Origin of the sequence: Neolewinella persica DSM 23188 (genome assembly GCF_000373105.1) — a bacterium.
In the GTDB taxonomy this organism is placed as follows: Bacteria; Bacteroidota; Bacteroidia; order Chitinophagales; family Saprospiraceae; genus Neolewinella; species Neolewinella persica.
In genome coordinates, this window is record NZ_KB890413.1 from 162172 (window position 1) to 176968 (window position 14797).

General features: G+C 55.9%; 3 protein-coding genes. 1 reads left to right on the top strand and 2 read right to left on the bottom strand.

Annotation, left to right across the window (positions count from 1 at the left end; translation table 11 throughout):
- Positions 1-28 precede the first annotated feature (28 nt).
- Positions 29-12151 carry an HYR domain-containing protein gene (locus tag B036_RS0100700; RefSeq protein ID WP_020566762.1) on the top strand — a complete coding sequence of 4041 codons (12123 nt, stop codon included), beginning with the start codon at positions 29-31 and terminating at the stop codon, positions 12149-12151.
- A gap of 465 nt (positions 12152-12616) precedes the next feature.
- Here B036_RS0100700 and B036_RS0100710 read toward each other — a convergent pair whose 3' ends face one another.
- Positions 12617-13411 (bottom strand): chitobiase/beta-hexosaminidase C-terminal domain-containing protein, encoded by a 795-nt coding sequence (locus tag B036_RS0100710; RefSeq protein WP_020566764.1) that lies wholly within the window; start codon positions 13409-13411, stop codon positions 12617-12619.
- A 90-nt stretch (positions 13412-13501) separates the two neighbouring features.
- A complete protein-coding gene (locus B036_RS0100715) occupies positions 13502-14557 on the bottom strand; it encodes a 6-bladed beta-propeller (protein WP_020566765.1) in 1056 nt (351 codons plus the stop codon).
- Between the last annotated feature and the right edge of the window lie 240 nt (positions 14558-14797).

The window sequence follows — 14797 nt, forward strand, 5'->3', positions numbered from 1 at the left end:
GTCTCTCTCAACAACCTGCCGTGGGCTTGTGCTCATTCTCTTTTTTTTCGCCCCCTCTTTGGCTTTTAGTCAGGAGACTAACTGTGGTGATGGTATCGACAACGACGGAGATGGCCTCATCGATTGCTTTGATGACGATTGTGCCGGCATCGCCAGCTGCGAAGATTTCTTCTTCGGCCAGCCAGAGCCTGATTGTAATTACCAGCCGCCGGAACTGGAAGAAATTAGATTGAACCTGCTGTTTAAAACCGATGAGGTTCGTTACCCCATCGAACAGCGCTGTGGAGTGATGGTTGGTGATATGAACGGCGACGGCGTACCCGATTTGGTTGCCCGCGACAATAATCCCGCACGCATCCATATTTTCAGCGGGGACGATGGACGTATCCTCCAGAGCATCGTAACGCCAAGTACCCACCCTTTCGGTCAGGTCGCCATTGCCGATGTGGACGCCGACGGTCTTGGAGATGTATTCCACATTGAATCGACAGGGGGCCTTGCCCGGTACGAATTTGGCAACCCTAACGCCGTTTGGCGCACCGCGAACAACGTAGGAGATGACAACGTCGTCTCCACCCCCCAATTGGCGGATATTAATCAAGATGGGGTAGCTGAGGTCTTCGTAGGTAAAAGAATATTTAATGCGCTTACCGGCCTGCGCTACGCAAACGGCAGCAATACTGTCAACGTCGGAGGGTATGCAACCGGTGGAAACGCCGACCGATACCCTGTTTTCTTCGACCTTTTTAAGCAGGGAGACCCCAAACCAGGAGGGGGAACTTTTGGTGCGGAGGCCAATGGGATGGAGTACATCGCTGGCAACCAGGTATGGACCGTTGCTTTCAATACTACCGGCACTGCCGATAATGGTACTTTTCTGCTCGCAGCACAGCTTTCGGCCACCAATAACGAGAGAGATGGATTTACGTCCATCGCAGACATCAACGGAGATGGCCGGATGGACGTGGCCGTAATGGCCGCAGGACGTGTGTACGCCTGGGATCCCTACACCAACCAACAAATTGGGTCCACTTACAGCGTTCCGGGAACGTCTGCCGGGGGACGTATAAACATCGGAGACTTCGATGGGGATGGAGACGTGGAATTAGGCTTTGCCGGAAACGACATCTACATTGTCCGGAATTACGTTGATAACAACGGAGACGCCAACCTAAACAACGGCACCTGGTCCACCCTTTGGCAAAAAGACAACCTTGATGACGGTTCGGAAAGAACGGGGTCTACCCTCTTTGATTTCGACGGCAACGGGACCGTGGAAGTTGTTTATTCCGAAGAAGAAAACCTGTTCATCTACGACGGACCGACCGGAAACGAACTATTTCGTATCCAGAGTCGTGCCGGCACCCGGACGGAATATCCACTTGTCGCTGATGTAAACGGTGACGGCACCGCCGAGATCATCGTAACGGCACAGGCACAAAACGGCCCGTCTTTTTCCGGCTCCGATTGGATCAGTGTCTACGAAAGCGCCAACCAGCCCTGGGTACCCGCCCGAAAAGTCTGGAATCAGCACGGCTACCATGTCACCAACGTCAATAACGACCTGACTATCCCCAGGTTTCAGCAGAACAACCTGAACCCTGCCCTGGGCCAACGGTACAATAATTTCCTGGTGCAGACGGCCGTTGGTGGTGGATCCGAAGCCAATATTCGCTACCCGGCTCCAGACGCCATCATCATGGTACAGATCGGGTCGGACGGGCTTCCGGTAATTGATTTCACCGGCTGCCCGAACGAGATAATTGCCACCTTGGTCATCGACAATGAGGGCGCTGCTCCCCTACCCGCCTCTACCCCAATTTCCTACTACATCGGCGACCCAAGGGTAACCATGGCCACCCTGATACAGACCACCAGGATCAACACTCAGGTGGAAGCCGGCGGACAGGTTATCGTACAGGTGGCGATACCAGTGGGCGTTGTCCCGGCAGGTTCCCGGATCTACCTGAGTGTAAACGACCCCGGCTTCGCTATGGCCGACCTACCTTTCGAAGAGAGCGACTTCCCCCTAACGGGCACTCCGGAATGCATCTACAGTAACAACGTCAATTTCCTGGGTAATGTCCGTTGTGGCGAAGTCTGTAATGACGGGATAGATAACGACGGTGACGGCCTCATTGATGAGCCCAACCTGACTCAGTTTGAAAATACTGGCTGCCCGGGAGATGTGCTGCAGGCCATCACCAACGACTCCCCTGGCGGCACCTACAGCGTGCTCGGCGGCAGCGTCATTGGCACAACGGTGGACCAAAATGGGGTAGTAACCCTTGGCAACAACTTTACCGGAACCCCCGTGACGGAGACCATTCGCTACGACGACGGGATTTGCGTGGAGGACGTGATGGTAACCACCGTTGATAATGAAGCACCGAAAATTGCCTGTCCGGGGAACGCTGCAGTCAATGTAGACGCAAATTGTACAACGCCTTTGAGCAGCTATATCATGGCTACACAGAGCAGCGACAACTGCTCCGCTACCGGCAACATCGTGATTACCCAAGCACCTGCCATCGGTAGTAACCTGACCTTAGGGGCGAATACTGTCACCATGACGGCAACGGATCAAAGCGGCAACGCTGCTACCTGCACATTTACGGTGACGGCAGTTGATCGCATCGCGCCCGTCCCGGTTTGTCCGGCGGCCACAACGGCCATGCTTACGGCCAACTGTTCTTACACAATTCCGGACCTGACGAATATTAGCAGCAGCGATAATTGTTCGGCTGAGGCTGCTCTTATTTTGGCGCAGACGCCGGTGCAGGGAACGGTTTTTAATGGCAATGGAACCAACGTGATGGTCACCATCACCGCTAAAGACGAATCCGGCAACTCCGGCAACTGTACCTACGTCATCACCCTCGCCGACAACACACCGCCCGCCATCACCTGCCCGGGTAATCAAACCCGGGACGTCTCCGCCAACGATTGCACGCTCAGCGTACCCGACTTCCGGGGCCAGGCTGGCCGGCAAGACAATTGTTCCGGCTTCAACCAGATCACCGTTACCCAAAACCCCGCCCCAGGAACCTCCGTTGGGCCGGGCGTAACCACCATTACCCTTACGGCCACCGATGCGGCGGGGAATATGGCCGACTGCTCCTTCACCCTCACGGGCATAGATCGTACACCGCCAATGATCACCTGCCCGGGGAACATCACCGTCGACGCAGACCCGGTAATGTGTGCCGGGACGGTGACCGACGTGACTGGCCTCGCGATGGCCACCGACAATTGTGGTAGCGGCGGTCTGACGATCACCCAAACCCCAGCCGCCGGGACCACCTTTACGAGCAGCACCCAGAACGTAGTGGTCACCGCGACCGATGCGGCCGGAAATACCCGCCAGTGTAACGTCACTTTCATCAAGCGGGACGTTACCCCGCCAACGCTTACTTGCGTTGGTCCGCAAACCCTTGTCGTAGACGCCAACAACTGTCTGGCGATCCTGCCAAACTATATGAACAACGTGGCCAGCGATGCCTGCGGCGGTGTGTCAGTCGTGCAGGAGCCCGGGCCGGGCACCAACCTAAGTAACAACGTTGTCGTAACGATAACGGCTACGGATAACGTGGGCCAGCAAACGACCTGCACCATCGATGTAACCGTTGTGGACCAGACGCCTCCCAGCATCCTCTGCCCTTCCCCCCAAACGATTGCGGTAGACGGCACCTGCGAGGTCCCCCTGCCCGACTACACCGGTCAGGCGAGTACTTCAGACAACTGTGACCCGCGTAAGGGACCAGTTTCAGTAAGCCAATCGCCCGCCGCCAATACGATGTACGACATCAACGACAGCCCCGTCACGGTTACCCTCACCGCGACCGATGCCAGTGGCAATATGGGAACCTGTACTTTCCAGGTGGAACTGATGGACAACCAGCCGCCTCAGATCTCCTGCCCGGTCAGTCCCCAAATTGATCAACTGGACGGAGATTGCGATGCAATGGTCCCGGACTTCAGGAACCAGACCATGGTCAGCTCAACCTGTACGATGGATGGGTTTACCCTGGTGCAAGTACCCGCACCGGGAACGGTGGTGAGTGTAGAAAGTACCACCTCAATCACCATTACCGCGACAGACATCAACGGCAACTCCGTAAGTTGTTCGTTTGATTATGTAACGGAGGACGTAACGTCGCCGACCATTACCTGCCCTGCTCCACAGACGGCATCTTTGGATAGCGGCTGTGATTTCGCCATACCCGATTATTCCGGCATGGCGACGGTAGCCGACAATTGCTCTAGCCTTGCACCTGCGGCCCCGCCCATATTGACCCTGACGCAAAGCCCCGTTGCCGGCACGGTCGTATCTGAAGACGGCACCGTCACTCAGATAATGCTGACCGCAACTGATGCCGCCGGCAACTCCACCAGCTGCACTTTCAGGCTTACCACTGAGGACAACACCCCCCCGGCGCTCACCTGCCCAACTGATCAGACAGAAAACGTTGACGATGGCTGTGCCTTCGTATTACCAGATTACACCCCCCAGGTAACCGCCGTAGAGAACTGTACTATTCCGGGGCCAGTCTCCTACACCCAAAGCCCACCTGCCGGCACCCAAATTACCGGCGATGGAACGACAACCTTAATTACGATCACCGCGACGGACGCTGCCGGCAACGTCGCTTCCTGCGACTTCACCCTCACGCTGGAGGACAATACCGATCCGGAAATTACCTGCCCTCAGGCCATCACCATTGCCGTTGACGCCGACTGTAGGGCGTCCGTCCCCAACCTGATCAGTGGTGCAACGGTAACCGACAACTGTCAGGGCAGTAACCCCCTGCTCGTTAGCCAGGATATTCCGGCAGGCACGATGCTGATGGGCGATGGCACCACCCAAATAGTTACACTAACGGCTGACGATGGGAACGGGAACACTGCCAATTGTACCGTAGTGTTGACACTGGACGATACAACACCACCTACGGTTTCCTGCCCGGCGGCCCAGGACCTGAACCTTGACATGACGGGTTGCTCTGCAACCCTCCCTGACTTTTCAACTCAGTTGACCCTGGCCGATAACTGTACGGCTCCCGGTACTTTAGCGGTGCAGCAAATGCCAGTACCCGGCGCGGTCGTCTCCGGTGCAAATACCGTGGAGACGGTTACTTTTAACGTAGATGATGGTAATGGCAACAGCACCAGTTGCAGCTTCGACATTACGTTGCGCGACGTTACCAGCCCGACGATCGTTTGTCCCGCTCCCGCCACTCTGGCGTTGGGTAGCGATTGTTCCGTTGCATTACCGGATTATACCAGCCAAACGGTGGCCACGGACGATTGCGCGATGACCGCCGCCATTACGCTGACCCAAAGCCCGGCTGCGGGAACAGAATTGTCATTCGACGGTGAGCAAGTAATGGTTACCATCACCGCCGCTGACGGTAACGGGAATACCACCAGCTGCACCTTCCCCGTAACGGCAGAAGACCAGACACTGCCGATGGTCATTTGTCCGGCGGACCGCAATGAGCCGGTGAGCGGCAACTGTGACTTCACTTTACCCGATTACACCGGCGAAGCCGGTGTGATGGACAACTGCTCTGAAGCCGCAGCGATTACCATCACTCAATCCCCAGCGGTAGGGACGGTCATCCCGGAAGCACAACTTAACCAACCTCAAACAATCACCCTGACGGCTACGGATGCTGCGGGAAATAGCCAATCCTGCACCTTCGCCATCACACCGGTAGACGAAACCAACCCCACCATCGTCTGTCCAGAGGCCCAATCCATTCTGCTCGACGCAGTGGGTTGTGAAGCGGTGCTGGGAGATTACACCGGCCTTGGTGCCACGATGGATAATTGTACGGATGCACCTGCCATCGGCGTAACACAGAACATTGCCGCAGGAACGGTGTACAGCGGGCTTACCCTGCCAATCATTGACGTAGTACTAACGGCTACGGATGCTTCGGGGAATACCGCCGACTGTTCGTTTAAGGTGTATATCCTTGATGAAATCGATCCCACAGTCGACTGTGCAGCGGCTAACCAAACGGTAGCCCTGGATGAAAACTGTAACGGAGAGATTCCAGACCTGATTCCAGACCTGGTGACCAACGACAACTGCTCGGCAAATGCCCTGACGATCCTGCAATCTCCGGCTGCCGGTGCGGCCTACGGTGGCAACGGAACTACGGTGGACGTGACCTTCACCGTAATGGATGCCAGTGGTAATACGGTCTCCTGCGTGGCAACAATAACCTTCGAAGACCAATCTCCTCCAAATCCGGTGATCTGTCCCGGAGACCAGGACTTGAACGTGGATGATGTTTGTGCAGTCTCCTTACCAAATTATACTGGTGGTGCGACCGTGATTGACAATTGCCGGGCACAAGGAAATATTATCATCACTCAAAGCCCACTACCCGGCACCATGGTGGCGGGGGATGGTACCGTCATCCCGGTTACCCTGACCGCCGACGACGGGAACGGGAATACAGCGACTTGTACATTTGACGTAACTCTCCGGGATGAAAATGCGCTGGACGTTACCTGTCCTGGTGGGCAGATCGTCATCGCCAGCAGCGATGATTGCGACGGAGAATACGGCGATTACACCGGGCTGGTGACGGCAGTAAACCAATGTATGTCTCCAGCTGCGGGCGTAACTTACGTACAGTCTCCGGCAGCAGGCACTCCGCTGTTCCCTGCCGATCTCGACGTGTCCCAGACGGTGACCATTACCGCCATTGACCTGAACGGTAACCCTTCCAGCTGCACCTTTCAGGTTACGCTGGTGGATACCCTGGCTCCCGTGATCGTTTGCCCGGCCAACGATGCGCAGATCGTGGATGCGAGTTGCAGTCACCTCGTACTGGATTACCGTTCTGATGCGACCATAACAGACAACTGTGCGGCGCTGGGCGAACTGATCGTGACACAGGAGCCCATGCCCGGTGCACCGATTACCGGTCCCGATGCTATCCGAACGGTTACCATCTCTGCTGTAGACCCCAGCGGGAACCAATCACAGTGCGCCTTCCAACTTGAGGTCAGTGACGGCATTGCACCCGTTTTGGCCTGTCCTGAACCAGACACGCTGCTTACCAATGGTGCCTGTCAGGTAACCATCGGCGATTACACCAGCGAAGCGCTGGCCGATGATGATTGTACGCTACGAGAGGACATTGTCTTTTCCCAGGTACCGCCATCGGGGACCGTCATTTCCGGTCATCTGACGACCCAAACAATTACGATTACGGCCACTGACGCCAGCGGCAATAGCAGCAGCTGTGATTTTACCGTGACGGCGAAAGACGCCATCGCCCCCACGGTATTGTGCACCGGCGACAAGGTTGTAAGGCCTGATGCGAATTGTGAAGCCTTGATGCCGGATTACCGGGGGGACGTCCGAACCTTCGACAACTGTGCGGCGAACAGTGCCATTACACTCACCCAAAGACCAGCACCGGGATCTCCGCTATCGGGCCAGGGTAATGCCAAGACCGTTACCATCATTGCCGACGACGGGAACGGAAACCGGGACAGCTGCACATTTGTGGTTAGGCTGGAAGACGACCTTCCGCCGGAGATCACCTGTCCGGCAGCTAAGTTGGTCGACGCAGACGCAGACTGCACTTACGACCTCGAAGACTTAACGATCCAGGCAATCGTGACCGATAACTGTACGAACCCGGCGATGATCATCGTAACCCAGAACATCGGGATTGGGCAGACCTATTCCGGTGACGGAACGGAGGTATTGGTGACGCTGACCGCCGATGACCGGAACGGTAATACGGCACAGTGTACGACAACCATCACCCTCGAGGATAATACCGATCCGACCATTACGTGTCCGGCAGACCAGACAATACTCGTAGACACCGGCTGTGGGGCGTTGGTGCCGGATTACCGGTCGGCTGACGTAATCGACAATTGCACGGCTCCTACGGACATCACGGTGACCCAGACATTGGCACCGGGAGCATCGCTGACGGGACATAACGAGGTGTCGGTCGTAACGCTGACGGCTGATGACGGGCATGGAAATACGGCAAGTTGCAGCTTCAATCTGACCTTATTGGATGAAACGCCGCCGGCGATTACCTGTCCGCCAGCGCAGGAGATATTCGTAGATGGCAGTTGCGAAACGGTGCTACCGGACTACGTTGGTCTGACCACTGCTTCTGACAATTGTTCGCCTGCGCCTGCGATCGCGCAAAATAATCCTGCCGGAACACCCCTGACCGGCCTGGGCACCCAAACCGTGACCATGACCGCCGATGATGGTAATGGAAATACGACAACTTGTGATTTCACGGTGACGGTGAGCGACAACACACCGCCTGAATTGACGTGTCCGCCACTAAGCATCATTGCCGGTAACGCCACCTGTACCATAAATCTGGCAGACTACCGGGACAGCATCATGGTTGCCGATAATTGTGGGCCGACCAGCGTTCAGAATGGGGCGCTGACGCTGGTGCAAAGTCCATTGGAAGGAGCCATGATCAGTGGCCTGGGTACTACGCAAACGGTGACCATCACCGCTACCGACCCCTCGGGCAACACGACGGACTGCCTGATTACCGTCGAAGTGGCGGATACGACGCGCCCAACCATCGTTTGCCCGAATGATACAACCCTGGCAGTCGACATAGCCTGTGCTACGATTGTACCAGATTACACGGGCCTTCCGATAGTGATGGATAACTGTAACGACGCTACCGGTATCTCGGTGACGCAAACCCCGGTCGCCGGGACGATGGTCAGCGATGAAGCCAACCTGATTACCGTCACCCTGACGGCCACCGACGAGAGTGGAAACACCATCAGCTGTGATTTCAACGTGCAGTTGATCGACAGCATCCCTCCAATGGTTGTCTGCCCGGCGGATGATGTGATCAGTGTGGATGGCACCTGCGAAGTCCTGCTGCCCGACTACCGCCCAAATGCCGGGCCAACGGACAACTGCTCCGACCCGGCAGCCATCACCCTGACACAGAGGCCCGCCCCCGGCGAACCACTTAGCGGAGACGGCACCACCCGGGAAGTCACCATAATTGTGACCGACGAAAGTGGCAATCAGGACAGCTGTAAGCTGACCGTAACGCTGGAAGACAGTACCGAACCGATGATCATCTGCCCGGCCGATCAGGAACTGACGGCGGATGATGACTGTGAAATAGTCATCCCGGACTACACCAGTGAGGCCATCGCAAGCAGTACTTGTGATCAGAGCGCCATCACCATCACCCAGCTACCTGCCATTGGCACCACCATCAGCGGCCACAATACCACGCAAACGGTAACCCTGACGGCGGAGGACGCCAGTGGCAATATGGTCAGCTGTTCTTTCGAGGTTACATTACTGGACCGTGAAGCGCCAGAGATTACCGTGTGCCAAAACGATACCATCGGTGTGCTTTCGGCTGCTTGCACCTATACCTTGCCCGACTATTGGGTCATTGGACCTGCGACCGCGCAAGACAATTGTCGGCCTACGGGAACTACCTCAACTTCCGCCACCGGCGACCAAATCATCTACACCCAGGTACCCATACCCGGTACGGTTTTGATGGATGCCTTCACCACGACGACCATCACCCTCACAGCTGATGACGGCAACGGAAATACCATCAGCTGTGACTTTGAACTGACCCTGACGGATACGACCTCTCCCACGATTACCTGTCCGGCAGACACCGTGGCCAACCCTGACGCTGGTTGTGATTTCGCCCTGGAAGACTATACCGGCCGGGCCATAATTGCAGACAATTGCACCAATCCTGCGGACCTGGTAGTGACGCAAAGCCCGGCAGCAGGAACGGTCATCAGCGGACAATCCACCAGTCAGGACATTATCCTGACGGTCGAAGACCCAAGTGGGAACATCGCTTCCTGCACCTTTAACCTAATGTTGCAGGACACCACCTCGCCGACCATCGTTTGCCCTGACGCCCAGGTAGAGACCCTCACCGCCACCTGCGAATTCATCGTACCGGATTACACCGGTGAAGCCGTGACGGACGACAACTGTACGGACGTAACAAACATAATAGTAACCCAGGACCCGGAAGCAGGAACCGTTATTGCCGTTGAAGGAGAGGGCGATATCTTTACCATCACCCTGACGGCCGACGATGGCAACGGGAACACGGCCGACTGTGCGTTCAACATCACGCTGGACGACGTGACCCCGCCCGTCATTACCTGCCCGGCAGACCCGACAATATTTGTTGATGCTGGTTGTAATGCACTGCTACCTGACCTCGTCGCCGTTACTACCGCTACAGACAACTGTGAGAACGCGACCGCCGGAAGTGGCATCACCATTACACAATCGCCACTGGCAATGGCAATGTTCAGCAATGACGATACGGAGGTAGTCGTCACCCTGACGGCCGATGATGGCAACGGCAACACCAGCCAGTGTCAGGTCACCGTGACGCTTCAGGACACCATCAGCCCAATGATCATGTGTCCGGACAACGAGGTGCTGCTCACCAATGAGAACTGTGAAGTGATGGTACCTGATTACCGTGCGCAGGCCATAAAATCTGACAATTGCACGACCAGTGGGGAGATTTTGGTTACCCAGGACATTGCGCCGGGAACGGTCTTAAGCGAAGACGGGACAACGCAGGTCGTCACCCTCACCGCCGACGACGGAAACGGAAATACGGCCAACTGTACGCTACAGCTTACTGTCGACGACAATAGGCCACCAACCATCGCCTGCCCGATGCCCCAAACCCAATTTACGGACGCAAACTGTATGGTGGTTATCGCTGATTATTCCGGTCTTGGGATGACGGACGATAACTGTACGGACATGGCTACAACTACCGTGACGCAGACGCCTGCTCCCGGCACGGTCTTTACCGGAGTTCAGGACGTCGTCGTCACACTATTGGCCGATGATGGCAACCGGAATACGGCTACTTGTGACTTTGTCTTGTCCATACGGGATAATACGGCACCTGACCTGGCATGTCCGGCCACCCAGCAGGAAACCGCCAATGCAAACTGCGTGGCCACCCTCGGTGATTACACTGGCCTGGCGACGGTGACGGACAACTGTTCCACGCTGGGCGATGCCAACGGCAACGGGATCACCGTGACGCAATCGCCACCGGCAGGAACGACGATTATGGGTTTCGACCAGGCGATTACCGTGACGCTGACGGCAACGGACAGCAGCGGGAATGTTGCTACTTGTACTTTCCAGGTGGAACTGATCGACGGAACGGATCCTACGATTGTTTGCCCTGCGGCGCAGGAAATCAACGCCGGTACGGATTGTGGCTTCACGATTCCTGACTACCGGAGCTTAGGCATAGTGGATGACAACTGTGGTCCGGGTATGCTGACCGTTGCGCAGTCACCAGATATTAATTCGGTACTGACCAATCTGGGGACCACCCAGGAAGTGACCTTGACGGTGACTGAGGCAAGTGGTAATAGTGCCAATTGTTCCTTTACGGTTACCACCACCAGCGCTACGCCGCCGCCAGCGCAGGCAACGGTGACCCTGGCCGTGGTAAATCGCCCAACGGGCTCCGGCACGGTCAACCTGTTGGATGCCTTTGACGACGCTGCGGAGAGTAACCTCAGCAATACGGACCTGGATCAGATGATGGACCAAGCCGTTGGGCCCTACAACGTGACCTTCTACCTGAACATGGCGGATGCCGATGGAGAGCAAAATGATGTATCGCCGTTTACTTACGACCCGGCGGTAAACGGAGAAGTGGTGCTGGTTCGGATCGAAGATCCGACGACGGGCTGCTTCACGCTGAGCCAAATATTGATTGAGGTGCGGGAGCCGGGCATTAGTAATGCTATGGACTCCACCTTCTGCAGCAAGCCGGGGGTAACCCTCAAGGTGGATGGCCGGCCGCAGGCCGGCGGGCAGGGCTCCACCATCGTCCGCCACCAATGGACGATCATCAGCATCGGCACCACCCGCCTGCCCGCCGACCGGGTGATGAGCTCCGATCAGCAGACCGTCATGATCAATACGGCCGGGCTGCGCTCCGGCTCCATCGTACTGGAGTACCAGTTCTTTGAAGATTATGGGGATGGGGCGTTGGTGGGCAGTGTGCCCCGGCGGGTTGTGATGGAGGTTTTGCAGGTAGGGAGTGGGGATTTCTTTTGGGATGGCAGGAATTAGTCGGTAGTTTTATCTTCTATAAAGTCACCCAACTTAGCCTGATGAAAATGAACCCAATAGCAATAAAGCATCGCGACAGCTGGCCGGACAACACTGAAACGTTTGTACTGGACCACAAGAAAGTTAAGCTCGTTGTTTTCCACGGGACAATGTTTAGTGACGATGATGTGGACGTATATGGGATTATAGAAGCTACCGAAATTCAATATTGGATCAACACTCGTTTTTTAAGAAATGGTGACTATACTGTTTTCACCAATTGGCTAAAAACATACTTCAATACTATTTCTGTTTTGAACAATTGTAGCCCGCCCACAATAGTATGGCCTACTAAGCTTGCGGGAACTGAATACTTCGAGTCGTCACTGAAAGGGAAGTTGATCGGTGCATTCTTGGTGTTTCCTGGGTGTTACGAGAAGAGGGAGGTTAAGAAGGATGTACAAATAATAGGTAGCTCCATGGAGTTCATCGCAAAACCACCTCATCCAAAAACACCCACCCCACTTCCCCCGCCCCCGGATGCCAATCCGGAATCCGGCTCAGGCAAACAACCTCCACCAGCACCCGAGCAGCATTAACCTCCTCCGTGTTCACCCGTAAAAACCGGAAATGGCTCCCGCTTTTCTCTACTTCCGTTGGGTAATCTACCTGGCCGGAGGCGATTTCTTTACCAGCTTCGTCGTAGAAGGTGGCTTGCAACGATGCCGGAGCAAAAATCCAACTCGCCTGGTCTTCGAGCACGGAGACGGCGATGCCATTGATGGGGCCGCCGGGCAAAGAGAACTCGAAGGTCAGGAGGCTGTCCTGATAACCGAGCCAGTCTGTTTCCCGGAAATTCTTTCCGGCTTTGGCCCGGTCGGCCAGAACGGTATCGGGGACTTGGTTGTAGGGTGGAGCGGCTGGTGTGGCGCTGATCAGCGTCAGACGTTGGGCAGGAAGTTTCAGGACTTCTACTTCGACCGGTTCGCTTGGGAGGAAGCCGCCGCCCAGGGTTCGGAAAGTCAGGACCTGAGATTTATCGACAGACATTTCCCTTTCGGCCGCAGGGCTTTCCACGGTCGGAACAGTCCCGTCAACGGTATAACGCACCCGGCTTCCCCCTTGCGTCTCCCCTACCGAGATCGACGCCGTTTCGGTGAAGAAGGTATTCTCTACCCGGATTACCGGCGGGCTGAGGGCTACGGCATCTGCCTGGAGAAAGGGAGGCTGACTGCAAGACGTGACGATTAGGAAGAGGGCAACAGAAAAGATTGTTTTCATGGCTGGGTCAGGTTGTCGGGTTGTCGGATTTAATGAGGGTATTTTTTTGCGGAAGTGTTGCTTCCTCCTCGACGCACAGCGTCTCGCCCTTTATACCCGGTGTAGTTTGATGGGATAGACCTGCCCGGCATTCCACTGCGGAATGTACAGATTCTCATCATCGTCGACGCAGACATCGTGGGGGTGCTTGAAGAGGGTAATGGCCTGGGAGACGGGGGACAACTTCCCTCCGGTGTAGGTCGGCTCTAAGCCGCCGGGGGCGGAGACCAGGCGGTTGTTTCGGTCCAGAACACTCACGAAGCCGGTGTTGCTGCCACCGTCGCCCGACCAGATGGTGGCCAGATACACCTCCGTATTTCGGACAACGGGCCTACAGATGAAGGCGCCGGGCAGATCAATGGTGGAGAGGTAATTGCCGGCCATATCAAAGTACTTCAGCTGGTTTTTCTTGCGGGCGGTGATCAGCAGTTTGGGGGTGCCATCGCGTTCGTCGATGGCGATGCCGTGGGCATTGTGGAACTGGTCATCGGCCGGGCCGGGGCCGCCGAACTCTTGCTTTAGGTTGCCCTGTTGATCGTAGACGTAGATGTACTGGCTGCCATAACCATCGGCTACGTAAATATCCCCGTTTTCGGCAATGGCGGTCTCGGTGGGGAGGAAGGGGCGGAGGTTTCCTTCAGCGTCCTTCAGCTTTGGGTTCTGGATACGGAGCACCTCCCGTCCGTCCGGCGTCGTCTTGATAACCTGGTGCAATTCGGTGTCGGTGAGGTAGAGGAAATCTTCGCCGCCTTCGTCCTTCAGTGTCAGGCCGTGCGCGCCTGGGAAGCTGTCGCCCCAGCTGTTGAGTAGCTTACCGTCTTTGTTGTAGATGATGACGTTGTTGCGGGTGTGGTTGGTCAGCAGGATGAGGCGGCCGAGCCGGTCCTGCACCATTTCGTGGCAGTCTTTGACGGGGGTGGCCTGATCTAGCTTACCCCATTCTGCGTCCACTTTGTAGCGAAAATCACCGTGGCCGATGATGAGGTCTTTGGTGGGCGAAGCCGCCATAGATGGGAGGAGGCCGAAGCCGCCGGCGAGGAGGGTACTTTGTTGGAGGAAGTTGCGTCGGTTGATGGTGGTATGGGTTTGCTTAGGGCTAAAATACAATGCTTAGTCTTTCCTTGCTGCTTCATTCTAATTTTTGCACCTGCGGCCGCGCCTTATTAGTACATAGTCATGTAGTCGATAGTCTCGCGAGACTTCCAACCATTTGACTAAAGCGTTACGACTGGAGGTTCAAGGGAGCATTGAAAGGGGCAGTATTATCCATTGTCTCCTCGAGACTAGGCGTGAACCATCTCATGTACGCTAATTTGATTTGTACGTTTACCTACTGTATTGTACTTT